A 24,412-nucleotide genomic window follows, 5' to 3' on the forward strand; every position below is an offset into this window, starting at 1 on the left:
CGAAGTTTGCTACCGGTTCAATCACCGGCACGAGAACCTGCAACCCTTGCTGCACAAGCTTCTCAAGCAGATCTCAATCCAGGAGCTACGTCCAATTCTGGTCCGGAAAGGTTAGGAATTACCCAATATTTTATCGAGCAGCCGTAGGGCTTCGTCAGGGGATGCCGGACCGGTTCGCCGGCCATCGCCTGCGTCAGCGCCAGTTCGACGTAGGGCGTCGCCTTGGGGATGTCGTCGACGTCCGCGGACGGGATACTGTCGATGCCGCCAGCATAGATCAGCGTGCCCTCGGGATCGACGATGAACATGTGCGGCGTGGTCTTGGCCTCGTACAGACGGCCGACTTCGCCGCTTTCGTCGAGCAGCACGTGGGTGGGCACGGCGCCGCGCTGTTCGCTCAGGGCATCGGCCTGCTCGCCGCTGACGTGGCCCTGTTTGCCGGGCGCCGAGGAGATCACCGACAGCCACACGGCGCCCTTGTCGCGGGCCTTGCGCTGCAGCCGTTGCATGTTGCCGTCGGCGCCGCCGCTGTAATGCTTCTGCACGAACGGACAGCCGTCGTTGGTCCATTCGAGCACGACGAACTTGCCCTTGAAGTCGGCGAGCGACACGGTCGCGCCCTTGCTGTCGACGGCGGTGAAGGCAGGGGCTGGCTGTCCGATCGTGGGGGCGGCGGCGACGACGCCGGTGGCAAGAGCGGCGGCGACGGCGAAGGCGGTAGTCAGGCGCATCTGTCAGTCTCCATCTTTGCGTTTTGCGACGGGGCGGTCGCGGTCTATGCCATCGGCGGCACTCAAGCTGGCGAGGACGATTTCCGGCGTCAGCAACTGCGGCAGCACGACGGGCTCGCCGCCATCCACATATACGAGATACAGCGGCACGCCGTTGCGCCCGAAGCGCGCGAGCTCTGCGGTGATCAGCGGATCGGCGCGGGTCCAGTCGCCGACGAGCAGCGCGACGTTGTGCTCGGCGAACGCGCGCTGCACCTTCGCCGACTTGAGCGCGACGCGCTCGTTGACCTTACAGCTCAGGCACCAGTCGGCGGTGAAGTCGACGAAGATCGTGCGGCCGTCGGCGCGCAGCTCGGCGACACGCTCGCTCGACCACGGCTCGTAGGCTGCGCTCGGGGTCGGCGCGCTGCCGCCGCCCTGCGCCGGCATCAGCGCCAGCGCGAACGCGCCAGCGAGCGCCGCGAGCTTGAGCGTCGATGCGACGACGCCGCGCGAGGCCCACAGCCACAGTGCGAACGCGATCGCGACCAGGCCGAGCAGCACGCGTGCCAGGGCCTGCGCATCGGTCTGGCGCACCAGCACCCACAGCAGCCAGACCACCGAGAGATACAGCGGAAAGGCCATGAGCTGCTTGAAGCGCTCCATCCACGCGCCCGGTTTCGGCAGGTACCGCGCCAGCGCGGGGAACCAGCCGAGCAGCAGGAACGGCAGTGCCAGGCCCAGGCCCAGCGTCGCGAACACCAGCAGCGCGATCCACGCCGGCTGCGTCATCGCATAGCCCAGCGCAGTGCCCATGAACGGCGCCGTGCACGGACTGGCGACGACGACGGCGAGCACGCCGGTGAAGAAGGCGCCGACAAGCCCGGGTTGCTGCGTCAGCCCGCTGCCCAAATTCATCAGGCCGACGCCGAAGTTCACCGCACCCGACAGCGACAGGCCCAGCGCAAAGAGCACGTAGGTCATCAGCGCGACGAAGGCCGGCGACTGCAACTGAAAGCCCCAGCCGACCGCCTCGCCGGCGCTGCGCAGCACGAGCATCGCTGCGGCGACGAGCACGCAGGACGCGATCACGCCGGCGCTGTAGGCATAGGTCTGGCGCCGGCGTTCGCCGCCGTCGTCGCCATGGGCCTTGACCAGCGACAGCGCCTTGAGCGAGAGCACCGGGAACACGCAGGGCATCAGGTTGAGAATCAGACCGCCGACGAGGGCGAACAGCAGCACCAGCGCAAGCGTCGGCGGCGGGGCGCCGCTGCCTGTGCCGATGCTGCTGCGGCGCGGTTCGAGCGCCGGCATCGTCGCCGTCGGTGCGACGACGGCGACCACGCCCGGCGCGGCGCTGATCTCGTAAGCGCGCGTGCCCTCTTCGTGTTCGACGACGAGCACGCCCTCGACGCGCGCCGGCGCATCGACGAAGTACGGACTGATCGTCTGGCTCAGGCGTAGCCGCGCACCTTCGAGCGCGACGCGTTGCGGCGCCGCGTGATTGACCAGATCGTTGGCGTAAGCAAAGAACGCGACGCGGCGTGCGCCCTCGAGCGCCGGGCTTTCGACTGCGAGCGAGACATCGCGCCCATCGGTAGCAAAGCGCGCCGGCCAGTCGCCGGCCGCCTGCGGCAGTTCGCGCAGGGCCTTGTCGAACAGATGCGACCAGTCGCGGTTGGGCTGCGCCGGAGCGTCGCCCAGCGGCAGCGTCAGTTCGAGGTCCGCCGCACCGGGCACGCAGATGTCCTTGCACGCCAGCCAGCTCGCACGCGCGCGCAGCGTCACGGTCTCGTCCGTGACTGCATCGTCGACGTGGATCGTCACCGGGTGCAGGGTTTCCTCGGCATAACCGTAGTTGGTCAGCTCGCCCAGCGATTCGGGGTGCGGGTAGGGCCACTGCAGCTCGCCGGCATCGATGCCGGCGGGCAGCGTCCATTCGAGCTTGGTCGGAATGCCGGAATCGCCCGGATTGCGCCAGTACACATGCCAGCCGGGCTCGGGGCGCAGGCGCAGGCCGACGAGGTTGTCGCCGTGCTGCAGGGCCAGTGTCTGTGCGTGCAGCTCGGCCTCGACCTCGGCGGTGCGCACCGGTGCCGCGGCGACGTTGCCGGCCAAGGTGGCCAGCAGCAGGACGCTCAGGTAAGGGATCGGATGAGGGCGCGATGACATGGCGTCTGTCATAAAGTCAGGCGTCAGACCGCAGGGGTGAGGATAAGGTTCAGTGCGGTGCTGCCGGGGCGTAAGCGTAGCAGTGGGGGCGGCGCGCGAGCATCCGGTTTCCTCCATGGCGGATCGGCGGCAAACTGACGTCATGAGGATGCTCGTACGATGGCGCGTGGCCGCGGCCTGGATCGCGCTGCTGCTGCCGTTTGGACCGGCCGACGCCAACTCGATGCGCTGCGGATCGCGCCTGCTCAGCGAAGGCATGCTCGCGGCCGAGGCGGTGGCGATTTGCGGCGAGCCGGATTTCGTCGATGTCTGGCCGTTGCCGCACGGTTACGGCCCCGGCCACGGCCTGCATCCGCGCATCGAGGAGTGGGTCTACAACCGCGGATCGAGCCAGTTGCTGCGCGTGCTGCAGATCCGCAACGGCCGCGTGCACCGCATCGACACCGAGGGCTACGGCTTTCCCGCGCAGGGCGCCGGTTCCTGCGGGCAGAGCGACATCACCCGCGGTATGAGCAAGTACCGGCTGCTGTCGCGCTGCGGGGAGCCGATCGCGCGCGCCGCGGATTACGTGCTGGTGCCGGACCGGCGGTACCGCCACGGCAGCCTGCACGATCCCTACCACGCGCTGATCCGAGTCTTTCGTGAGGAGTGGACCTACAACTTCGGCAGCAGCCATCTGCTGCGCATCGTGATACTCGAGAACGGCCGCGTCGCCGACGTGCGCAGCGGCCGCCGCGGCTTCGATCCGTAGCTGCACACGCCGGCGTATGATCGGCGCCCCGCTTGTTCCAGAGTAGGTGCGTGCCATGCACAGCGATCGTTCCGACGACCTCGCCCCGTTCGGCGTCCGTGGCCGCGGCGGCCGGCTCTTCGCCGAGCATGGCGCGCACAGCGGTGGTCCGTCGCTGTGCCGCCTCAGGGCCGGCATCAACGCAAACGACCTGCGATGGGTGCGCAAACGCAAGCGTGCGGCGCAAGCGCCTCGTCCGAGATTACCGCGGCCGACGGCGAATGCCGCCGCCGGCTCGACGCACGGCGCTGGCATCGTGTTTGGCCTCGTCGAGGTGCAGCGATGATGCCGGCCACCTGGCTCGCCGTCGGTGCTGTCTACGGCTTTTTCGGCGTCGCCCTCGGCGCCTTCGGTGCGCACGCGCTCAAGGGGCGGCTGAGTCCCGAGTTGCTCGCGGTGTGGAAGACCGCAGTCGAATACCAGATGTACCACGCACTCGCGCTGCTCGGCGTCGGTCTGCTGCTGCGCCAGCTCGTCGCCAGTGCGCCGCTGCAGTGGGCGGGCACTTGCTTTGCGCTCGGCGTGCTGCTGTTCAGCGGCAGCCTCTACGCGCTGTGCCTGAGCGGACTACGCATGCTGGGCGCGGTGACGCCGTTCGGCGGCGTCTTGCTGCTCGCCGGCTGGGGGCTGTTGCTGCTGGGCGTGTTGCGCGCGCCCTGAGCTATTTGTTCAGCGCCGCCAGCAGGCGCGCGCGCAACTCCTGCAGCGTTTGCTCACGCGCCGTGTGGATGGCGCGCTCGAGCTCCGCACGCAACTGCTTGTGAATCACGCGCAGTTCGATGTCGAACTGGCGTCGCTGGCTGTCCCGCTCTTGCGCGTGTCGCTGTGCTAGTTCGTCGAGCGTGCGCTGCTGCTCGGCGCGCAGCGCCTCGAGCGCGGACTCGTGCTGCGCGCGCAGCGCCGCCAGCGCCTGCTCGCCGTGGCGGCGCAGTGCCTCGATCTCCTTGTCGAGGTGCTTGCGCGAACTGGCGAGGTCGCTGGCCAGGCGTTGCTCGATCGCGCTCAGACGCGCCTCGATCGCGCTGGCGCGCGCTTGCAGCGCCTCGGTGGCCTGGGCCGCATCGCCACTCGAGCTGGACAGCTCCGCGCGCAAGAGGTCCAGCTCGGCGCGCAGTTCGTCGAGCCGTGCGGTATCGGTCGCGCCGTCGATGGCCGGCTCGGCCGCGGGGGTGGGGACGCGGCCGGGTGTTGCGGCTTGGGGCACGGCGGCCGGCACGGGGGTGCTCGCCGAGGGCGTCGCGGCATCGACGGCGGGACGCGGCAAGGGCGGCGCCTGCGTGCCGAGCTGCTGCAGCACGCGCCGCAACTGTTCCGGTGTCGGCGGCTTGGCCAGTACGTCGGCGGCGCCGCGGCTGCGCGCTTCCGCGACGAAGGCGCTGCCCTCGTTCGACGAACAGATGACCACGGGGATGTCGGCCGTCTGTGGATCCTGCTTGATGTGCTGCAGCGCGGTGAAGCCGTCCTCGCCCGGCATCACGTGATCGAGGAAGATTAGGTCCGGGCGCTGCGTCTGCAGCCAGGCATAGGCGGCACGCGCGCTGTCGGCGGTGTCGACGCGAAACGCGTGACTCTCCAGATACTTGCGCAAGGCGAATCGGGCCGACTTGGAGTCATCGACGACCAGTGCGAGGCGTTCGCCCATGCTCATCCCCCATGAGTCCGGACAGGTTCGGAATCTAGCAGCCACCGGGCCGCGAAACAAAAAAGCGGCAGCGCCCGGCGCTGCCGCGAAGAAAATACCGCTCGTGTGTGTGATTACTTCTTCTTTGCCGTCTTCTTTGCAGCCTTCTTCGCAGCTTTCTTGGCAGCCATGATGACCTCCTGATGGCGAAAGGCGATTGGCGCCGTAGACCCCTTGTCCCCAGTCCGCCAACCACGACTGATAGTGTCATTGCGTTTGTCAAGTCACAATAGCTTGTGTCAAGCGAGCCGACGAACGGTCATCACACAACCTCGGATGCCGCCGCCATGAACCGCGCCCGGATCTTCCCTGCCCAATGGACGCTGGCCTGTGCGGTACTGGACGCGGTGCTGCGTGAGCACCGTGCCGCCGATCGGCTGCTGCAGGCCGCGTTTCGCGAGCGCCGGGCGATGGGTGGGCGCGACCGCGCGCGCGTCACCGAACTGGTCTATGGCAGCCTGCGCGACCTGCGCCGCTTGCAGCGCATCGCCGGCGGCACCGACGCCGCGACGATCTGTGCGTTGCAGGCGCTCGACAGCGGCATGAGCGACGCCGACGGCCTCGCGCGTCTGGGCGTGGCGCAGGCGCCAGCGCTGGCGGCCCGACTCGCCGACTTCGATCCGTCCACGCTCACGGCTGCCGAGCGCGACAACGTGCCGGACGCGATTCACGCCGCCTGGGTGGAGCGCCTGGGCGTCGATGAAACCGCGGCGTTGGCCGCGGCCCTGCGCCAGCAGGCGCCGGTCGATCTGCGCGTCAATGCGCTCAAGTGCACGCGCGCGCAGGCGATCGAGGCGCTGGCCGCGGCCAATCTGTCGGCGACGCCGACGCCGCTCGCGCCGCTGGGGCTGCGCCTCGCCGAGCGCGCGGCGCTCACCTCGCTGCCGGCGTATCGCGACGGCTGGATCGAACCGCAGGACGAGGGCAGCCAGTTACTCGCGTTGCTGGTGGCGGCTCGACCGGGCGAGCGCATCGCCGACTGGTGCGCCGGTGCCGGCGGCAAGACGCTGGCGCTGGCGGCATCGATGCAGGACCGCGGTGAGCTGTGGGCGCTGGACGCCGATGCGCGGCGGCTGCAACGCATGCTGCCGCGCCTCGGGCGCGCCGGCGTGCGCTGTGTGCGCCTGGGCGGCGTCGATGCGGTGCCGGCCGATCTGTGCTTCGATGCCATCCTCGTCGATGCCCCGTGCTCGGCCACCGGCACCTGGCGGCGCCAGCCCGAGGCGCGGCTCAAGGCGCTCGACCTGCCGGCGCTGGCGCGCCTGCAGGCGCAGATCCTCGCGCAGGCGGCGCGCCATGTGCGGCCCGGCGGACGGCTGGTCTACGCCACGTGCAGCCTGCTCGCGGAAGAGAACGAGCAAGTCGTGCGCGCCTTCGTCAGTGAGCACCGGCAATTCGAGCCGATGAACGCCGGTGATCTGTTGCGCGTGCAGGGCGTCGATCTGCCCGGCGAGTGCCTGCGGCTGTGGCCGCAGCGGCACGGCACCGATGGATTCTTCGGTGCCTGCCTGCGCCGCTGCGGGTGAGCCGCCCGGGCTATTCGCGATCGGTCCAGGCCTGTAGCGCGGCGACGACGTTGTCGGCCAGGCGCGCCTGTTGCGCGGCGTCGTGCTCGAGGGTTGCGAAATCGATGTCCTCGAACCACGCCTCGTAGTGGATTGCCACGGTGACGGTGAGGTCGGTGTTCGCGGCATCGAGCACCACACCGGCGGGAAACGGTAGCGTGAGCCTGCGCGTCGTGTCCTGGGCTTTGGCCTGGATGCAGGAATGCGCGGTGACCGCGGCGGCTTCCTCGTCGGACATGCCGACCGTCGTCGGGTAGTAGCACGGCGCGACACCGATGGCCGCGCCGTCGAGCGTCGTGTCGAGCCCGCCGCCGTGCTTGGCGGCACGGGTGCCCGGCCGCAGTTCGGCGACGAGCGCGCAGTATCGACCGGGGCGCGCGGCCAGCGTGCCGAGGGTCTGCGCGTGACCGGCGACCACGTCGATCGGTCCTGCGCTCGCCGCTGAGTCGTGGTCCGCATGGGCATGCGCGCTGGACAGCGGACTGAGCCATTCGAGGCCACGGTGCAGTCGCATCGTGAGGCTGTCGCAGGGCTGCAGCTCGACCGGCACCAGATTGACCAGTCCGAGTTGCAGGTCGATCTTCATGCCGTCGCCGCGGCGGAAGGTCACGTAGCGGTCGCTGCTGTGCTTGGCCGTCGCCTGCTCGGTGTGGTGGCCCTCGTCGTGTTCGTGCGCGGTGCCGACCGGCAGGGCCTCGATCGCGACCTCGATGCCGTCGGCGCGGCTGCCGGTGCGGTCGCAGGCGCCGAGCAGTGTAAGCATGAGGGCGGCGAGTGGGATGTGCTTTAAGTGCATGGGTGGGTCTCCAAAGTCTGTTCAGAAGTCGTAGGCGAGGCCGACCCGGACTACCGGGTCTTCCTCCTGATGGCCGTTGAGGTCGTCGAGGACCGGCACTTGGGCGCCGGCGCTGAGCACCAGCTCGTCGGCCATGCGCAGCGCGATGCCACCGAAGACCATCGCCAGCGTGCCGCCAGAGTCCGGGTCCTCGACGCCGGAAAAGCGGTTGCGCTCGGCGTAGCGCGCGTCGATACCGGCCTGCAGCGCGAAGCTCTGGGTCAGGCCGTACTGCGCCAGCGCCGAGGCGACCACGGCGTCGCCGGGCGAGAAATCCTGGTTGCCGTCGCCGAAGCTGAAGGCCGTCAGCGTCGTGGTGACGAACCACGGGTAGCGGAAGTACGCGTACCAGCCGCCGAGGTTCGGCACGGTGCTGCCAGCGTCCGGCTGCACGTCGATGTCGAGCCTGTCGCCATTGCCGTCGCGCACCTGCTCCGTGGTCGGCAGGCGCACGCCGACGCGCAGGCCAGCCAGGTGACGGCCGGACACCCCGCCTTCGCGCAGCAGCGTGAAGCGGCCGACGAGGTCGACGTCGCCGAATCCTTCCGCCTGCTGCCGGGCAAGGTTGCCGTCGCGGATCTGCTTGCGCACGAACGGCGCCTGCAGCGCGACGCTCAGATCGTCGGTCAGTGCGTAGGACAGGCCGAGCAGCAGGCGCTGTTCATCGGTTTGGCGCGCGAGCAGCGCGGGATCGCCCTGCGTTTCGCTGCGATACAAGTAGTCGATGCCGACACGAAAGCGGCTTTCGAAAGGTTTTTCGGTGCCGAACAGGCTGATGGTGTAGTCGCCGCACTTGCAGGTCGAGCAGGCGTGGCCCGGCGTCTGCAGCAACGCGGCGGCGAGGCCGGCCAGAAGGGCCGCGCCCCGGATCGGGGAATGCATGGGGAACCTCCGTGGACCGCCTCGGGCGGTCGTCGAGCGGATCACTTGGCGCCGACGCCGGCGCCTTTGGCCTGGTGCTCAGCCGCTTGCGGGCGGGCCGCGGACCGGCGGCCGTTCACGGATGGGGCGCTGATGCGCGAAAAAATCCGTCGCGGCTAGGCAAGGATCACTGCCGGGAACATCGGTCGATGCCGATGCCGTCTGTACCGCGGCGACGGCGTGGGCGCCGACGCAGGCATGGCAGTCCGGCAAATCGGGGCTCGCGTGAGCGGCGTCCAGCGCCGCGATCACCTCGGCCGGCAGGATCTGGCGCAGCTCGGCGGCAAGACCCGGCGCGGCGCCGGCGCCGCACAATGCGTAGGCCAGCGGATCGCCGCTGCGCTCGGCGTAGGCCGTGGCATGCACCTGCGGCAACAGCAACTGCATCAGCGCCGCGAGGATGCCGAGGCAGACGCTCAAAGGCCGGGGTATACGCATGGCGGCGGGATTCTGCCACACGCCGGTTGGGGCGGAAAGCGGCGCAGCCCTGAACCTATACTGGCGTCATGGAGATGACGGTCATGCAGCGCCTGTCGAACGCCCTGCGCACGCAGCGTGCGGAGCGGGCGTTCGGCATCGACGCGCTCAGCCGTATCGTCGAAGGCTATCTGCCGGACAATCTCGTCGCCGAGGTGCGCCGAGCGGCGGAGTTCGCGACCAGCGTCCACGAAGGTCAGCGCCGCACTTCCGGTGAGCCCTATGTCTACCATCCGCTCGCGGTCGCGCGCACGCTCGCCGAGATGCGCATGGATCACACCACGCTCATCGCGGCGATCCTGCACGACGTGATCGAGGACACAGGGGTGTCCAAGGAGTCGCTGGCGCTGGAGTTCGGCGCCGATGTCGCCGAGTTGGTCGACGGCGTCAGCAAGGTGACCCGGATCGAGGGTCGCTCGCGCGCCGAAATGCAGGCCGAGAGCTTCCGCAAGCTGCTGCTGGCGATGACCAAGGATCTGCGCGTGATCCTGGTCAAGCTCGCCGACCGTTTGCACAACATGCGCACGCTCGGCCACGTCGCGCCCGACAAACGCCGCCGCATCGCGCGCGAGACCTTGGAGATCTACGCGCCGATCGCGCATCGCCTGGGCATCAACGTGATCCGCACCGAACTGGAGGATCTGGCGTTCGCCCACCTTTATCCCAAGCGCTACAGCGTCTTGCAGGAAGGGGTCAGCGCGCAGCTCGGCGACACCAAGAAGCTGATCCGCGAGGTCGAGCAGAAGCTGTCGATGACCTTGCGCGAAGAGGGTATCGGCGCCAGCGTCGTCGGTCGGCAGAAGAACCTGTACGGCATCTACCAGAAGATGCGGCGCAAGAAGCTCAAGCTGCTCAAGGTCACCGACCTGCTCGGCTTTCGCGTGATCGTCTCCAAGGTGGATGACTGCTACCGCGCGCTGGGTGTCGTGCACCACGTCTACAAGCCGGTGCCGCAGGAGTTCGACGACTACATCGCCAACCCCAAGGCCAACGGCTATCAATCCTTGCACACCGCTTGCATCGGCCCCGGCGGACACAAGATCGAGGTGCAGATCCGCACGCGCGACATGCATCACGTCGCCGAGAGCGGCATCGCCGCCCACTGGCAGTACAAGCAAGGGGCACGCGAGGGCCACAAGCAGCCGCAGGCGCGTGCGCGCGAGTGGGTGGCGAGTCTGTTCGACGACTTCGGCAATGCCAGCCCGCTGGACTTCATCGAGAACGTCAAGATCGATCTGTACGCGGACGAGGTCTACGTGTTCACACCGCGCGGTGAGATTCGCCGGTTGCCGCGCGGCTCGACGCCGGTCGACTTCGCCTACGCCGTCCACTCCGATCTGGGCGATCATTGCGTCGCCGCGCGTCTGGACGGGGTGTTGGAGCCGCTGAATTCCACGCTCGTCAACGGGCAGACCGTGGAAATCATCACGGCGCGCCACGCGCGGCCCAACGCCGCCTGGCTGCACTTCGTCAAGACGGCGAAGGCGCGTTCGGCCATTCGCAACTATCTGCGCCAGCAGCGCGAGGACGAGGCCGTGCGTCTGGGCCGGCGTTTGCTGGAGATCGCCCTGCGCGAGCTCGCGGTGCCGGCATCGGTGCTCAAGGATGAAGCCAGACTCGCCCCCGTGCTCGCCGCGCACAAGTTCGCTGACGTGGAGGATTTGTACGCCGCCATCGGCAGCGGTCAGCGCCTGGCGCCGCTCGTGGCGCGGCATTTCCTGCCCAGGGACGCCCGCGCGCCGGACGAGGCGGGCAACGCCGCGCCGCTGGCGATCGAGGGCACCGAGGGTCTGGTGCTGGACTACGCGCGCTGCTGCCACCCCTTGCCCGGCGACGACATCCGCGGCCATGTCAGCGTCGGCCGCGGCATCGTCGTGCACCGCATCGAATGCAAGCACGTCAAGGGCCGGCCGCAGGACTGGGTGCCGCTGGCCTGGTCGGAGAAGGTGCAGGGGGACTTCATCGCCGAGCTGCGCGTCAAGGCCTACAACAAGCGCGGCCTTCTGGCGCGCATCACCGCCGAACTCGCCAATGCCGAGGCCTCGATCGAGAACGTGCAGATGCCGGATCGCGCTGGCGGGGAGGCCGTGGAAATGCGCTTCATCGTCGCGGTGAAGAGCCGTGTACATCTGGCGCGCGTCGTGCGTCGCATCCGCAGAATCGAATGGATCGAGCGCGTCTGGCGTGCGTAGCCTTTCGTGAGACGTGAGACGTGAGACGTGAGACGTGGGAGGGCGTACGCGGTTCTAAACTAGCGCCGGGTGCAGAACCGATTCCGAGGCCGACCGCATGAACCGCAAAATCATCCGTACCGACGCCGCCCCCGCCGCCATCGGCACCTACTCGCAGGCCGTGGCCTGCAGCAACGCCAAACAGACGGTGTATCTCTCGGGGCAGATCCCGCTCGATCCGAAGACCATGACCCTGGTCAACGCGACCATCGAGGATGAGATCCACCAGGTGTTCCGCAACCTCAAGGCGGTCTGCGAGGCGGCCGGCGGCTCGCTCGCCGGCATCGTCAAGCTCAACGTATTCCTGACCGATCTCGCGCACTTCGCCAAGGTCAACGAGATCATGTCGAACTACTTCGATGCGCCGTATCCGGCACGCGCCGCGATCGGCGTCGCCAGCCTGCCGCGCGGCGCGCGCATCGAAGCCGACGGCATTCTCGTCATTGACTGACGCGCGGCGCCGCAGCGGCCCACGAGCGCCGCTGACGCTCGATTCCGAGATCACCTATCTCAAGGGTGCCGGACCGGCCGTCGCCCAGCGTCTGCGCACGCTGGGCCTGTGCTGCGTGCGCGATCTGTTGTTCCACCTGCCGCTGCGCTACGAGGACCGGCGCCGGCATACCTCTTGCGCGCGCCTGCGGCCGGGCGCCGAGGCGCTGGTGCGTGGGCGCATCGTCGCGGTCGAGCTGCGCCTTGCCGGACGGCGCACGCTGCGTGTGGTCATCGACGACGGCAGCGGCAGCCTGCTGCTGCGCTTTTTCCATTTCAACCCGGCGCAGCGCGAGAGCCTGCGCGAAGGTCGTTGGCTACAGGCCTATGGCAGCGTGCGCAACGGGGCCGCCGGCCCGGAGATGATCCATCCGCAGTACCGCGTCGCCGACGATGCCGAGGTGCTGCAGCCCGACGAACACTTGGCGCCAATCTATTCGCTGACCACCGGCATCACCCAGCAGCGCCTGCGCGGCTTGATTACGCTGGCGTTGGAACTCGCCGCCGCCGACGCGGCGCTCGCGGCGCCGCTGCCCGGCCTCGACGGACCTGCCACGCTCGATGCCTTGCGTGCAATCCATCATCCGAAGAGCGACGCCGAGGCCGAGGCACTGATCGAGCGTCGCCATCCGGCGCAGACGCGCCTGATTCGCGAGGAGCTGCTGGCGCATCAGCTCGGCATGCGCCTGCTGCGCGGACGCCTCAAAGCGCGCCCGGCGCAGGCGATGCGCGAGCCGGGTGAGGCCGTCTCGGCCCTGCTCGGCGTGCTGCCATTCGCGCCGACCAGCGCCCAGCGGCGCGTGCTCGATGAAGTGGCGAGGGATCTGGCCGTGAGCCGACCGATGCTGCGTCTAGTGCAGGGTGACGTCGGCAGCGGCAAGACCGTGATCGCCGCCGCCGCGCTGCTCGCCGCGTACCGCGACGGCCTGCAAGCGGTCATGGTCGCGCCCACCGAGCTGCTCGCAGAGCAGCATCTGCGCACGCTCAGTACGTGGTTCGCGCCGCTCGGCATCACGCCGCTGTTCTTGTCCAACCGCGTCAAGAAGGCCGAGCGCACGCGCGTGCTCCAAGCGCTCGCGGCGCCGCGCCCGGCGATCGCCGTCGGTACCCATGCGCTGCTGCAGGACGGCGTCGAGTATGCGCGTCTCGCCCTCACCGTCGTCGACGAGCAGCACCGTTTCGGTGTGCAGCAACGCCTCGCCCTGCGCGACAAGGGCGGCGAGCTCGCGCCGCACCAGCTGATCATGTCGGCGACGCCGATTCCGCGCACGCTGGCGCAGACGCTGTACGCGGACCTGGACGTCTCCGTCATCGACGAACTGCCGCCCGGGCGCACACCGGTGACCACGGTCGCGCTGTCGGCGCAAAGGCGCGCCGAGATCGTCGCGCGCATCGGCCGCGCCTGCGCCCAGGGGCGACAGGCCTATTGGGTGTGTACGCTGATCGAGGAATCGGAAGAGCTGAACGCCGAGGCCGCCGAGGCCACCGCCGCACGGCTGCGCACAGAGCTGCCGCAACTGCAGGTGGGCCTGGTCCACGGCCGCATGAAGCCGGACCAAAAAGAGGCGCAGATGCGCGCCTTCAAGGACGGCACCACACAACTGCTGGTCGCCACCACCGTGATCGAGGTCGGCGTGGACGTGCCCAATGCCAGCATCATGGTCATCGACAATGCCGAGCGCCTGGGCCTGTCGCAGCTCCACCAGCTCCGTGGCCGCGTCGGCCGCGGCGCGCGTGAGAGCCAGTGCGTGCTGCTGTACCAACCTCCACTCGGCGACATGGCGCGCGCGCGCCTCGAAACCTTGCGCGCCACCACCGACGGTTTTGCCATCGCCCAGCGTGACCTCGAGCTGCGCGGCCCGGGCGAGCTGCTCGGCCGACGGCAGACCGGCGAGATCGGTATGAAGCTCGCCGATCCGGTGCGCGATGCGCCATTGGTGCAGATGCTGCAACCGCTCGCCGACCGTCTGCTCGCCGAGCGGCCCGCGCTGGCGCGAGGCTTGATCGCCCGCTGGATCGGCGATCCCGAGCGCTATGCGATGGTGTGACGCCGCTTCGTGTACATGCGGCCGTATGCGCCGGTGATCGATCGGCGGTGAACGCAGCGGCAGGATGACGGCTCGCGGCGCCGCCCGGCAAGCCTGATCCCGCATGCATCGAGCCTTTTTGATTGACACCGTTAAGTTAACAGTGTTACAAAAATTCCATGGCACGACCCGAGAGCAGTGCGCAAGACCGTCAGCGCATGCGCGAGCGCATGATCGATGCCGCGCGGCGCCTGTATCTGGATCGCGGCGCCGAGGCGTTGAGTCTGCGCACGCTGGCCGATGCGCTCGGCATCAGTCATACCCTGCCGTACCGGTACTTTGGCAACAAGCAGGCGCTGCTCGCGCAACTGCGCCGTGACGCAGTCGAGCGGTTTCATGCCTGGGTGCTGGAGCGGGATCCCGCGGGTGCGGATCCGTTGACGCGGCTGCGCGCGCTGTTCGATGCCTATCTGGGTTTCGCGCGCCGGCATCCGCCAGAGTACCGCCTGATCTTCGCGTCCGACCAGCCGCCGCCGGATCGCTATCCCGAGCTGCTCGCGGCGCGCGAGCGCATGTTCGATTTCGCGATGGACGTGGTCCAGGACTGCATCGATGCCGGATTGGTGCAGGGCGATGCGCGCGAGATCGCGCATGCGTACTGGATCAGCCTGCACGGGCTGATGACCCTGCACGTGGCCCATCAGCTCGTCCATGGTTGCCGATTCGAGCAACTGGCACCGGCGCTCTTGGAGCGCCTGCTGGGCCCTTTGGGGACATCGAACGCGGGCCGGAGCAGGACCCGCAAAGCCGCGAAGGAGCAACGTCGATGAGCCGACCGAAGCTGACGCTGGATCACCTCAGCCCCGAGCAGCGCGAGGCCTTCTCCCGCTTGACCACGACGCCGAGGCTCGCCTGGCCTACGGTGGCGATGTGGATCGTGCTGACGCTGACCTTCGTCGGCGTCTATGTCCTTTGCGGATCCGGGCTATGGCCGCTCGGGGTCGGCACGGTGCTCAATACGGTGGTCGGTTACCTCGGGTTCAGTGTGGCGCACGACGCGATCCACCGCTCGATCTCGACCCACACCCGCCTCAATGACTGGATCGGCCAGCTCGGCGTGATGTTGATCATCCCCTTCGTCGACTTGCGACTGTTTCGCTGGGGGCACGTGCTGCATCATCGCTTCGCCAACGGCGCTCGCGATCCGGATTCCGCGCTGCGCGGCGCGTGGTGGACGCTGCCCGTGCGGTGGATGTTCATCGATGTGCTGTACCTGATGCACGCCCTGCGCCATGGCGATCGCGTCTGCGCGCCGTATCTGCGCAACTCGCTGCGCATGGCGGCGGTGGCGGCCGCAGCCATCGTCGCGCTGACGCTGGCGGGCTACGGCCTCGAGGTCTTGATGCTCTGGTTCATTCCGTCACGCCTGATCCAGTTGATGCTCGGATTCACGTTTTTTTGGTTGCCACACGTGCCGCACGACGTGACGCAGGAGCAGCACTTCACCCGAGCGACGACGATCCGCCAGGGTCACGAGTGGCTGCTCGGGCCGCTGCTGCAATACCAGCACTATCACCTCGTCCATCATCTGTTTCCGGGCACGCCGTTCTACAACAACTACGAGGTGTGGAAGTTGATAGAACCCGAGATGCGAAAGTACGAGCTCGCGGTCCAGCGCGGCTTTTCGATCCGCCCCTGCGTCCGGCCGGCGCAGGCGCAAGAATGAACGCCGCGGCTCCTTTTGGCCGTTACCAGTGCCGCTATTGCGCGCACATCTACGATGAGCGTCTCGGCGATCCCGACAGCGGAATCGCACCCGGCACGCGCTTTGCGGACATTCCCGACGATTGGCAGTGTCCGGACTGCGGTGCCGCCAAGGCCGATTACGAGCCGATTGCGGACTGATCCGGCGCGGGATGCACGCGAGCGCTAAGCTGCGCGCCGATGGATACCTCTGCTCTTCACAAGCTGCGCGACTACGCCCTGCTGATGCGGCTCGACCGGCCGATCGGCATCTACCTGCTGCTGTGGCCGACCCTGTGGGCGCTGTGGTTCGCGGCCGACGGCATGCCGAGTCTGCACGTGCTGGCGGTGTTCGTGCTCGGTACCGTGCTGATGCGTTCGGCCGGCTGCGCGATCAACGACTTCGCCGACCGCGAATTCGACCCGCACGTCGCGCGTACGCGGCAGCGACCGGTTGCGGCCGGCCGCGTCGCGCCGTCCGAGGCGGTGCGGCTGTTCGTGGTGGTTTCGCTCGTCGCCTTCGGTCTGCTGAGCTCGCTGAAGAACACGCTGGCGCTGGCGCTATCCGTGCCGGCGGCGCTGCTTGCCGCGCTGTATCCGTTCACCAAGCGTTGGATCAGCCTGCCGCAGGCGGTGCTCGGCATTGCGTTCTCGTGGGGCATGCCCATGGCCTACGCCGCCGTGCGCCACGAGATCGTCTGGGCCGAGGTGCTGGTGCTGATGGCGGCGAACCTGTGCTGGGTCGTGGCCTACGACACCTACTACGCGATGGCCGACCGCGAGGACGATCTGAAGATCGGCGTGAAGTCCTCGGCGATTCTGTTCGGGCGGCACGACCGGCGGGTCGTGGCGTGTTTGCAGGCGCTGGCCTTGCTTCTGCTCGCCGGACTGGGCGTGGTCGATGGCCGCGGCCTGCCGTTCTTCCTCGGCCTGGTCGTCGCCGCCGGCTTCGCCGTGCGTCAGTGGGTGATGACACGCACGCGCGAGCCGGCCGCGTGTTTCGCCGCGTTTCTCGACAACAACCGTTTCGGCGGTTCGATCTTCGCCGGTCTGGCGCTCGATCACGCCTGGCCGCGGCTTGCGTCCCTCATCGCCGCGGCGTCGTAGTGGCTGGCATGCTTGCCCGGTGGTGGCCGATGCCCATGTTGCGCAGCCTTTTTCTGTTCGTCGTCCTTGGCCTCGGCGCGGTGCTGACGGGCTGCGGCAGCACGGCTGCGGTCCGTGTCGACGAGGGTCTGGTCTTCACGCCGCCCGACTGGCCGCAGCCGCTCGCCGGGGACCTGGTGCGGCCCCGGGCTTGTTCGCCCTGTCCGCTGGTGGTGCTGGTCCACGGCGGCAGTTGGAAGAGCGGCAAGCCGGCGCATATGCGGGGTTTCGCCGAGGCGCTTGCGGCACGCGGTTATGCGTCGTTCAGCGTGCAATACCGGCTGGTCCCGCAGTGGCGTTTTCCGGCGCAGCTCGACGATGTGCAGCTCGCGCTGCGCTGGCTGGTGCGCGAGGCCGATGCGCTGGGCATCGATCCCGACCGCCTCGGCATCTGGGGCTACTCCGCCGGCGCGCACCTGGCCTCGCTCGCGGCGCTGGTGACCCAGGCGCCGCGGCTGCGCGCCGTGGTGTCCGGCGGCAATCCCGCCGACCTCGTCTACGCCTCCGGCAGTCCGCTCGTCGAGGCGCTGATGGGGGGATCCTTCGAGCAGATCCCCGATGCCTATCGTGCGGCGTCGCCGCTGCATCGGGTGAGCGCGGATGCACCGCCGTTCTTCATCTACCACGCGCGCTGGGATCGCATCGTCGCCACCGAGCATGCGCGACGGCTCAAGGCCGCGCTGGATGCATCCGGCGTGCCGAACGAGCTGCACTGGCTGCCGCTACGCGGCCACATCGTCGGTTTCTTCTTTGCCGGGGCGGCGCGTGAGCGTGCGATCGATTTTCTGGATCGCCACCTGCGCGACCGCTCGCTACGGGGCGACCAGGCGCAGCATCTGCCCCGAGATCCAGGCGCCATAGGTGCCGAGCGCATAGCCGAGCACGGCGAGCAGCACACCGATGGGGGCCAGTGATGGATGAAAGGCGCTGGCGACGACCGGCGCGCTCGCGGCCCCGCCGATGTTGGCCTGGCTGCCGACGGCGAGATAGAAGGTCGGCGCCTTGATCACCCGGGCAACGATCAGCAGCAGCGCGGCGTGGAAGGCGATCCAGGTCAGGCCGACACCGAACAAACCCGGGTTGGTGAAGATCGAACGCAGGTCCATGTGCATGCCGATGCTGGCCACCAGCACGTAGAGCATCGCGCTGCCGACCTTGGACGCGCCGGGACCTTCGAGCTCGCGCGCGCGCGTGAACGAGAGAATCAGGCCGAAGGTCGTCGCCAGCACGACGATCCAGAAGAAGTTGCTCGACAGGCTCAGGCGCTGTGCCCACGCGCCCTGCGCTTCGAAGAAGCCGGCGAGCGGCGTCGCCAGCGCGTGTGCGAGGCCGGTCAGGCCGAAGCCGACCGCGAGCATGAATATGAAGTCGCGTAGCTGGGGGACGCGGGCGTGCTCGCTGACGAAGCGTTCCATGCGCTGGCGCAGCTCGACCAGCGCGGTCGTATCGGCGCCTCGTTTCGCGTCGAGGCGCTCGGCGCGGCCGGCCATGAACAGCAGCACCGCCATCCAGACGTTGGCGACGATGACGTCGACCGCGACCATCATGCCGAACAGGTTGTTGTCGACGGCGAAGATCTCCTTCATCGCCGCCTGGTTGGCGCCGCCACCGATCCAGCTTCCGGCGACCGTGGTCATGCCGCGCCAGACCTCGCCGCTCACCGTCTCCGGGCTCAGCGCGCCCCAGATCAGCAAGGCGAGTGGACCACCGAGGATCACGCCCACGGTGCCGGTGAGGAACATGATCAGCGCCTTGGGCCCCAGACGCAGGATCGCCGGCAGGTCGATCGACAGCGTCAGCAGCACCAGCGTCGCCGGTAGCAGGTAGCGCGAGGCCACCGGGTAGAGTTGCGAGTGCTCGCCGTCGATGACACCCAAGGAGTTGAACAGCGCCGGCAAAAAGTAACAAAGCAGCAGCGCCGGCACGTAGGTGTAGAACTTGCGCCAGAACGGATGCGCACTGTTCGAGGTCCAGAACACGGCGCCCAGCAGCGCGCACAGCAGGCCGAGGGCGACGGCGTCGTTGGTGACGAGGGGGGTCTGGGTCAAGGTCAGCACTCGCGGGGTGTAAAGCGGCAAGCGTCCATGAAGCAGCGGATCGTCGCAAGCGGGGCAATCAACCAGCGTGCGTTCACGGCGTGCGCGCCGCGGCCCAGGCCTCGATGCGCACCGCGCCCGCCGCGCGGCAGGCGCGCGCGAGCTCGTCGAAGGTCGCACCGGTGGTCATGACATCGTCGACGAGCGCGACGTGCCGGCCGGCGAGGTCGGTGCGCACCACAAAAGCGCCGCGCATGTTGCGGCGACGTGCGGCGCGCGACTGGCCGATCTGGTCCTCGGTGCGGCGCACGCGCCGCGCGCCATCGAGATCGAGCGCGATCGAGCACGCGCGTGCGATCACACGCGCGATCTCGGCCGCCTGGTTGTAGCCGCGTCGCATGAGCCGCAGCGGATGCAGCGGCACCGGGACCAGCAGCTCCGGCAGCGGTGCATCGCGCGCCTGCAGCCGTCGCGCCATCAGCTCGCCGAGCAGGCGCGCCTGGCCGAAGTCCGCGTGATATTTGAGTGCGTGCACGCCATGCTGGATCGGCGGCTGCAGCCGGAAGGCCGCCCAGGCGGCGTCGAAGCGCGGTGCACGATGCAGGCAGGCGGGGCAGATGCCGGGCGCGGTCATCGGCAGCGCGCAGCGCGCGCAGGCGGCATCGTTCCACGGCAGATCGAGCACGCAAGGCTCGCACAGCAATGGCCCGCCGGTCCCGGCCTCACAGCGCCGGCAGCGCTGCGGCAAAAGCCGCTCGGCCAATCTGTCAACCATGGCGCGCACCGATCGGTTGACAAGTCCATGGGTGCGCAGGAACACTGCGGCCGCCTGCCGGGGTGGGTGCGAGAGAAAATTCATTGACTCGCGCTTCATCATTCAATTATTCATCACGACCATCCGCTCGGTTCGAAGTCCGGGGAGTCCACGATGTCTGCCGCCGCGAGTGTCCACGAAGCTTGCCACGAGCCGCGCCACGACTGGCGCCGCGACGAGGTCGAGGCCCTGTTCCGCCTGCCGTTCAACGATCTGCTGTTTCGCGCGCACGGCGTGCACCGCAGGAACTTTGATCCCAACCAGGTGCAGTTGTCGACGTTGCTGTCGATCAAGACCGGCGCCTGCCCCGAGGACTGCGCCTACTGCCCACAGTCGGTGCGCTACGACACCGGCCTGCCGCGCGAGGCGCTGATGGAGATCGAGGCCGTGGTCGAGGCCGCGCGCGCGGCCAAGGCCAGTGGCGCGACGCGCTTTTGCATGGGTGCGGCGTGGCGCTCCCCCAAGGATCGCGACCTCGCCAAGGTCGAGGCCATGGTGCGCGCGGTCAAGGCGCTGGGCATGGAGACCTGCGTGACCCTGGGCATGCTCAAGCCCGCGCAGGCGCAGCGTCTGGCCGACGCCGGTCTGGACTACTACAACCACAACCTCGACACCTCGCCGGAGTTCTACGGGCAGATCATCACCACGCGCACCTACGCCGATCGTCTCGACACGCTCGCCAACGTGCGCGACGCCGGCATCAAGGTCTGCTGCGGCGGCATCGTCGGCATGGGCGAAGGGCCGGCCGATCGCGCCGAGCTGCTGCGCCAGCTCGCGATCATGGACCCGCACCCCGAATCGGTACCGATCAACCAGCTGGTGCAGGTCGAGGGCACGCCGCTCAAGGGAACGCCGCCGCTCGACCCGATCGAGTTCGTGCGGACCATCGCAGTCGCGCGCATCCTGATGCCGAGATCGCATGTGCGTCTGTCGGCGGGACGTACCGAGATGTCCGACGAGATGCAGGCGTTGTGCTTCTTCGCCGGCGCCAACTCCATCTTCTACGGCGACCGGCTGCTGACCACTGGGAACCCGCAGAACGCGAGGGATCGCGCGCTGATGGCGCGGCTGGGTATCGCCCCGCAGACGCACGAGTGCGCGGCGGCAGAGGATGCCGCGTCCGCGCCGCACGAGCGTGTGGAGGTGGCGTGCTCGCAGTGAGCGAGGCCGCACCGGTGGGAGCGGGTGCCACGCTGCAGGAGAGGCTCGCACGCGCGCTTTCGCAGCTGCGTGACGCCGATCTTTACCGCGTGCGGCGGATCGTCGACGGTGGTCACGGCGTGCAGATGCGCGTCGACGGGCGGCGCTGCGTGAACTTCTGCAGCAACGATTACCTGGGGCTTGCCACCGACCCGCGCGTCGCCGAGGCCGCGCGCCGCGTGCTCGCGCGCGACGGCACCGGCAGCAGCGCCTCCGCGCTGATCTGCGGTCACAACCGCGAACACCGGGCGCTGGAGGAGGCGCTGGCGGAATTCGTCGGCCGGCCACGCGCACTACTGTTCTCCAGCGGCTGGGCGGCGAACCTCGGCGTGCTGCGTGCGCTGCTCGGCAAGGACGACGTGCTCGTCGCCGACGAGCTCAACCATGCCTCGCTGATCGACGGCGGGCGTCTGTCCGGCGCGCGCTACGTGCGCGTCGCGCACGCCGACGTGCAGGGCTTCGACGATGCACTGCGCCTTGCATTGGTCGAGCGGCCGCAGGCGCTGCGCCTCGTCGTCACCGATTCCGTGTTCTCGATGGACGGCGATGTCGCCCCTTTGCTGCCGCTGTCGCGTCTGTGCGAGGCGCGCGGCGCCGCGCTGATGGTCGATGATGCGCACGGTTTCGGCGTGCTGGGTGCGAGCGGGCAGGGCGCCTGTGCCCTGCATGTGGTGCAGCCGCAGGTGTACGTGGCCACGCTCGGCAAGTCGCTTGGCTGCGCCGGTGCCTTCGTCGCCGGCTCGCACGAGCTGATCGAGTACTTAGTGCAGCGCGCGCGCAGTTGGGTGTTCTCGACCGCGCCGCCACCGGCGCTGGCGGCGGCCGCGCGCGCGGCGCTGGCGATCGTCGCCGGTGCCGAGGGTGCCGAGCGGCGCGCGCGGCTGTTCGCGAACGTCGCGCGCTTTCGCAGCGGCTGCCGTCAGTGCGGCATCGCCCTGGGCGCCTCGGAAACGCCGATCCAGCCGCTGATCGTCGGCAGCGAGACGGCGACGCTGGCCCTGTCGCGGCGTCTGTACGACGCCGGACTGTGGGTCGCGGCGATCCGCCCGCCGACGGTGCCGCGCGGTACCTCGCGGCTGCGTGTGACGCTGACTGCCGCGCACACCGACGCGCAGATCGACCATCTGGTCGACGCGCTTCGCGAAGCGGTTTCCAGTTTGCAGGAAGGCACCGCCGTTGCTGGAAACTGAGCACTGGAAACTGAAGATCATGCCACGCACGATCTTCGTCACCGGCACCGATACCGGCGTGGGCAAGACCCACGCCAGCTGCGCGCTGTTGCGGCGCGCGCGCCGAAAGGGTTTGCGTGCCTGCGGCTACAAGCCGGTGGCCTCGGGCTGTGAGCGCACCGCCGAGGGACTGCGCAACGCCGATGCCCTCGCCTTGCTCGCCGAGTCCGCCCCGGGACTGGCGTACGCGCAGGTCAATCCCTACCCGCTGGAACCGCCCATCGCACCGCACGTCGCCGCGCGCGACGCCGGCGTGCGGCTGGACCTCGCGGTGCTGGACGCCGGGCACGACGCGCTGGCGGCGACGCACGAGCTGGTGCTGGTCGAAGGGGCCGGCGGCTGGCGCGTGCCGCTTCACGACACGATCGGCTTCGACGATTGGGTGGCCGCGCGCGGCTGGCCGGTGGTCCTGGTGGTGGCGATGCGTCTGGGCTGCATCAATCACGCGCTACTGAGCGCCGAATCCATTGTGCGACGCACGCATCTTCTCGGCTGGATCGCCAACTGCATGCCGCCCGAGATGCCGCGCCTGCAGGAGAGTCTGCAGACGCTGCGGCAACGCCTGCCCGCGCCGCTGATCGGCGTGTTGCCTGAAGGGACCGACATCCAGCGGGCGAGCGCCGCACTGTCGTGGCCGAGCTGAACGCAAGTCGCACGCGCCGTCAGGGGGCGGGCATGGCGGCCGCGTGCTGCGCAATGAGCACGAACTGCTCGCGCCGGTAGCCGGCGGCGATCAGGCGCTCGAACAGGGCCGCGAGCGTCGTCGCATCGACCTGGGGCGTACGTGCGTAGATCCAACCCAGGCGGCGATCCGGCGTGCCGATGAGCGCATGGCGGTAGTCCTCGTCCACGTACAGCACGTGGAACGAAAACCACAGCGGCCAGAAGAACTGCGCCTTCCAGTGCGCGTTGGTCGTCGTGTCGACGATCTTCGCGATGCCGGACATCTGCTCCAGCGGCGCGTCGAGGCTGCCGTCGCGGTAGAAGTACAGGTCGTCGATGCAGCCGTCGTCGCGCGCATGGTACTCGACGAAGCTGCCGACGTCGCCGCGCTCGCCGATATAAGGGATGTTGGCGATGATGTACCAGCGGCCGAGGAAGCGTTCGACGTCGAGCGGCTGCGCCGGCGTCGGCAGCGGCGTCTTTGGCGCGCTCGCGCAGGCGGTGAGCAGCAGGGTCAGCAGAGCGACTGCAAGGGTGCGTCTCATGATGGCGTGCCCCAGAGTTCCGCGAGGCGGCGGTCGCGCCCGCAGCCCCAGCGGTAATAGCGATACCGCACCGGGTTTTTCTTGTAATAGTCCTGATGATAGGCCTCGGCCGGCCAGAAGCGCGTCGCCGGCAGGATTTCGGTGACGATGGCGGGGCGTTCGGGGTACTTCGCGGCGAGTGCGTCGCGCGTGCGCTCGGCGCTCGCGCGCTGCGCTTCGTCGAGATAGAAGATTGCCGAGCGGTATTGCGGTCCCTTGTCGCAGAATTGGCCGTCGGCGGCGTACGGATCGACGTTGCGCCAGTACACGGCGAGCAACTCCTCGTAGCTCACCCGTTCAGGATCGAATTGCACGCGCACCGCCTCGACATGGCCGGTGCCGCCGGCGGATACCTGTTCGTAGCTCGGCGCCTCGACGCGGCCGCCGATGTAGCCGGACTCGGCGCCGATGACCCCGTCGATCTTCTCGAAATCCGCCTCGGTGCACCAGAAGCAGCCCGCGGCGAAGATCGCGACCGCCGGGGCGGCGTGCGCGAGCGGCGCAAGCAACGTCAGTGCACACAGCAGCAGCGTGCGGGGCGTCATGGCCGCAGCGCCGGAAGCGGCTCGCCCGCCGGAGCGAAGCGCAGCGCCAGGCCGTTGTTGCAGTAGCGCAGCCCGGTCGGCGGCGGACCGTCGTCGAAGACGTGGCCCTGGTGCCCGCCGCAGCGGCGGCAGTGATACTCGATGCGTGGCACGATCAGCTTGAAATCGCGCCGGGTGCCGATCGCCTCGGGCAGGCTCGCCCAGAAGCTCGGCCATCCCGTACCGCTGTCGAACTTGGTGGTCGAGCTGAATAGAGGCAGATGGCAGGCGGCGCACACATAAGTGCCAGACCGTTTCTCCGCATTCAGCGGGCTGCTGAACGCAGGTTCGGTATCCTCCTCGAACAACACCGCCCACGCCGCGGGCGCGACCTTGTCGCGCCAATACTCGGCCGGCAGCTCGAGCGTGCCCAGGCCGCGGCCGGCGGCCTGCGCGCCGCGCCAGCGGCCCAGCGTGCCGGCGCCGACGGCAGCGGCCAGGGTCGAAAGCAGCTTGCGTCGGGTCATGCGCGCCTCCATGGACTGGCGTGTACGCCTGTACACGGTGATTGGACG

Annotated in this window: 26 protein-coding genes; 15 read left to right on the plus strand and 11 right to left on the minus strand. The window is 68.8% G+C overall.

What is annotated here, in order from left to right:
- Nucleotides 1-62: 62 nt before the first annotated feature.
- Both ABSH63_RS12685 and ABSH63_RS12690 read right to left on the minus strand, forming a co-directional pair.
- Nucleotides 63-731, minus strand: a complete 669-nt coding sequence (locus tag ABSH63_RS12685; protein WP_352890239.1) for a thioredoxin family protein — start codon at nt 729-731, stop codon at nt 63-65.
- Between the two features lie 3 nt (nt 732-734).
- Nucleotides 735-2,882: a protein-disulfide reductase DsbD family protein gene (locus tag ABSH63_RS12690; RefSeq protein ID WP_352890240.1), complete on the minus strand. Its 2,148-nt coding sequence runs from the start codon at nt 2,880-2,882 to the stop codon at nt 735-737.
- Between the two features lie 148 nt (nt 2,883-3,030).
- On the opposite strand from ABSH63_RS12690, the gene ABSH63_RS12695 reads away from it, so the two are divergent.
- From ABSH63_RS12695 to ABSH63_RS12705, 3 genes are read left to right on the plus strand one after another with little or no spacing between them, the layout of a single operon-like run.
- On the plus strand, nt 3,031-3,633 hold the full coding sequence (locus ABSH63_RS12695) for a DUF2845 domain-containing protein (RefSeq protein WP_352890241.1): 603 nt from the start codon (nt 3,031-3,033) through the stop codon (nt 3,631-3,633).
- Nucleotides 3,634-3,679: 46 nt separating this feature from the next.
- Nucleotides 3,680-3,958 carry a hypothetical protein gene (locus ABSH63_RS12700; RefSeq protein WP_352890242.1) on the plus strand — a complete coding sequence of 93 codons (279 nt, stop codon included), beginning with the start codon at nt 3,680-3,682 and terminating at the stop codon, nt 3,956-3,958.
- Nucleotides 3,955-4,332: a DUF423 domain-containing protein gene (locus ABSH63_RS12705; RefSeq protein WP_352890243.1), complete on the plus strand. Its 378-nt coding sequence runs from the start codon at nt 3,955-3,957 to the stop codon at nt 4,330-4,332. Before ABSH63_RS12700 ends, ABSH63_RS12705 begins: the two co-directional genes overlap by 4 nt.
- A 1-nt stretch (nt 4,333) precedes the next feature.
- Here the strand turns inward: ABSH63_RS12705 and ABSH63_RS12710 are convergent, their stop codons facing one another.
- Entirely contained in the window at nt 4,334-5,314 is a 981-nt protein-coding gene (locus ABSH63_RS12710) for a response regulator (protein WP_352890244.1), read from the minus strand.
- Nucleotides 5,315-5,640: 326 nt separating this feature from the next.
- Between ABSH63_RS12710 and ABSH63_RS12715 the strand changes: the two genes are divergently transcribed.
- Nucleotides 5,641-6,879, plus strand: coding sequence for an RsmB/NOP family class I SAM-dependent RNA methyltransferase (locus tag ABSH63_RS12715; RefSeq protein ID WP_352890245.1), 1,239 nt, complete (start codon nt 5,641-5,643; stop codon nt 6,877-6,879).
- Between the two features lie 10 nt (nt 6,880-6,889).
- Here ABSH63_RS12715 and ABSH63_RS12720 read toward each other — a convergent pair whose 3' ends face one another.
- The 3 genes from ABSH63_RS12720 to ABSH63_RS12730 form a co-directional block, all read right to left on the minus strand.
- Nucleotides 6,890-7,714: a hypothetical protein gene (locus tag ABSH63_RS12720; RefSeq protein WP_352890246.1), complete on the minus strand. Its 825-nt coding sequence runs from the start codon at nt 7,712-7,714 to the stop codon at nt 6,890-6,892.
- A gap of 21 nt (nt 7,715-7,735) precedes the next feature.
- Nucleotides 7,736-8,635 (minus strand): hypothetical protein, encoded by a 900-nt coding sequence (locus ABSH63_RS12725; RefSeq protein ID WP_352890247.1) that lies wholly within the window; start codon nt 8,633-8,635, stop codon nt 7,736-7,738.
- Nucleotides 8,636-8,713: 78 nt separating this feature from the next.
- Complete coding sequence (locus ABSH63_RS12730) at nt 8,714-9,112, minus strand: hypothetical protein (protein WP_352890248.1); 399 nt, start codon at nt 9,110-9,112, stop codon at nt 8,714-8,716.
- A gap of 68 nt (nt 9,113-9,180) precedes the next feature.
- On the opposite strand from ABSH63_RS12730, the gene ABSH63_RS12735 reads away from it, so the two are divergent.
- The 8 genes from ABSH63_RS12735 to ABSH63_RS12770 all read left to right on the plus strand — a co-directional run bounded on the left by ABSH63_RS12735 (nt 9,181) and on the right by ABSH63_RS12770 (nt 17,701).
- Complete coding sequence (locus ABSH63_RS12735) at nt 9,181-11,343, plus strand: RelA/SpoT family protein (RefSeq protein WP_352890249.1); 2,163 nt, start codon at nt 9,181-9,183, stop codon at nt 11,341-11,343.
- A 97-nt stretch (nt 11,344-11,440) separates the two neighbouring features.
- Nucleotides 11,441-11,833 carry a RidA family protein gene (locus ABSH63_RS12740; RefSeq protein ID WP_352890250.1) on the plus strand — a complete coding sequence of 131 codons (393 nt, stop codon included), beginning with the start codon at nt 11,441-11,443 and terminating at the stop codon, nt 11,831-11,833.
- Complete coding sequence (gene recG / locus ABSH63_RS12745; protein WP_352890251.1) at nt 11,826-13,919, plus strand: ATP-dependent DNA helicase RecG; 2,094 nt, start codon at nt 11,826-11,828, stop codon at nt 13,917-13,919. Before ABSH63_RS12740 ends, recG begins: the two co-directional genes overlap by 8 nt.
- Before the next feature lie 158 nt (nt 13,920-14,077).
- On the plus strand, nt 14,078-14,728 hold the full coding sequence (locus ABSH63_RS12750; RefSeq protein ID WP_352890252.1) for a TetR/AcrR family transcriptional regulator: 651 nt from the start codon (nt 14,078-14,080) through the stop codon (nt 14,726-14,728).
- Nucleotides 14,725-15,624, plus strand: a complete 900-nt coding sequence (locus tag ABSH63_RS12755; protein WP_352890253.1) for a fatty acid desaturase — start codon at nt 14,725-14,727, stop codon at nt 15,622-15,624. Before ABSH63_RS12750 ends, ABSH63_RS12755 begins: the two co-directional genes overlap by 4 nt.
- Nucleotides 15,621-15,803 (plus strand): rubredoxin, encoded by a 183-nt coding sequence (locus tag ABSH63_RS12760; protein WP_352890254.1) that lies wholly within the window; start codon nt 15,621-15,623, stop codon nt 15,801-15,803. The genes ABSH63_RS12755 and ABSH63_RS12760 overlap by 4 nt, the downstream gene beginning before the upstream one ends.
- A 39-nt stretch (nt 15,804-15,842) precedes the next feature.
- On the plus strand, nt 15,843-16,748 hold the full coding sequence (ubiA, locus tag ABSH63_RS12765; RefSeq protein ID WP_352890255.1) for a 4-hydroxybenzoate octaprenyltransferase: 906 nt from the start codon (nt 15,843-15,845) through the stop codon (nt 16,746-16,748).
- A 35-nt stretch (nt 16,749-16,783) separates the two neighbouring features.
- Nucleotides 16,784-17,701 (plus strand): alpha/beta hydrolase fold domain-containing protein, encoded by a 918-nt coding sequence (locus ABSH63_RS12770; RefSeq protein ID WP_352890256.1) that lies wholly within the window; start codon nt 16,784-16,786, stop codon nt 17,699-17,701.
- Here ABSH63_RS12770 and ABSH63_RS12775 read toward each other — a convergent pair.
- Nucleotides 17,600-18,835 (minus strand): DUF819 family protein, encoded by a 1,236-nt coding sequence (locus ABSH63_RS12775; RefSeq protein WP_352890257.1) that lies wholly within the window; start codon nt 18,833-18,835, stop codon nt 17,600-17,602. The two genes, ABSH63_RS12770 and ABSH63_RS12775, sit on opposite strands and share 102 nt — an antisense overlap.
- An 82-nt stretch (nt 18,836-18,917) precedes the next feature.
- Nucleotides 18,918-19,598, minus strand: a complete 681-nt coding sequence (locus ABSH63_RS12780) for a ComFC family protein (protein WP_352890258.1) — start codon at nt 19,596-19,598, stop codon at nt 18,918-18,920.
- A gap of 153 nt (nt 19,599-19,751) precedes the next feature.
- Here ABSH63_RS12780 and bioB point away from each other — a divergent pair, with 153 nt between their 5' ends.
- Genes bioB through bioD form a run of 3 tightly spaced genes read left to right on the plus strand, consistent with a single transcriptional unit; the run spans nt 19,752 to nt 22,709 of the window.
- Nucleotides 19,752-20,798, plus strand: coding sequence for a biotin synthase BioB (gene bioB, locus ABSH63_RS12785; RefSeq protein ID WP_352890259.1), 1,047 nt, complete (start codon nt 19,752-19,754; stop codon nt 20,796-20,798).
- Nucleotides 20,786-22,027, plus strand: a complete 1,242-nt coding sequence (bioF, locus tag ABSH63_RS12790; protein WP_352890260.1) for an 8-amino-7-oxononanoate synthase — start codon at nt 20,786-20,788, stop codon at nt 22,025-22,027. The genes bioB and bioF overlap by 13 nt, the downstream gene beginning before the upstream one ends.
- Nucleotides 22,028-22,046: 19 nt before the next feature.
- Complete coding sequence (gene bioD, locus ABSH63_RS12795) at nt 22,047-22,709, plus strand: dethiobiotin synthase (protein WP_352890261.1); 663 nt, start codon at nt 22,047-22,049, stop codon at nt 22,707-22,709.
- Between the two features lie 19 nt (nt 22,710-22,728).
- On the opposite strand, the gene ABSH63_RS12800 is transcribed toward bioD, so the two are convergent.
- The 3 genes from ABSH63_RS12800 to msrB are packed head-to-tail and all read right to left on the minus strand — an operon-like array spanning nt 22,729 to nt 24,364.
- On the minus strand, nt 22,729-23,274 hold the full coding sequence (locus tag ABSH63_RS12800) for a lipocalin family protein (protein WP_352890262.1): 546 nt from the start codon (nt 23,272-23,274) through the stop codon (nt 22,729-22,731).
- Complete coding sequence (gene msrA, locus ABSH63_RS12805) at nt 23,271-23,858, minus strand: peptide-methionine (S)-S-oxide reductase MsrA (protein WP_352890263.1); 588 nt, start codon at nt 23,856-23,858, stop codon at nt 23,271-23,273. Before msrA ends, ABSH63_RS12800 begins: the two co-directional genes overlap by 4 nt.
- Entirely contained in the window at nt 23,855-24,364 is a 510-nt protein-coding gene (gene msrB, locus ABSH63_RS12810) for a peptide-methionine (R)-S-oxide reductase MsrB (protein WP_352890264.1), read from the minus strand. Before msrB ends, msrA begins: the two co-directional genes overlap by 4 nt.
- Between the last annotated feature and the right edge of the window lie 48 nt (nt 24,365-24,412).

The organism is Sinimarinibacterium thermocellulolyticum (assembly GCF_040327995.1).
GTDB classification, from domain to species: domain Bacteria; phylum Pseudomonadota; class Gammaproteobacteria; order Nevskiales; family Nevskiaceae; genus Solimonas; species Solimonas thermocellulolyticum.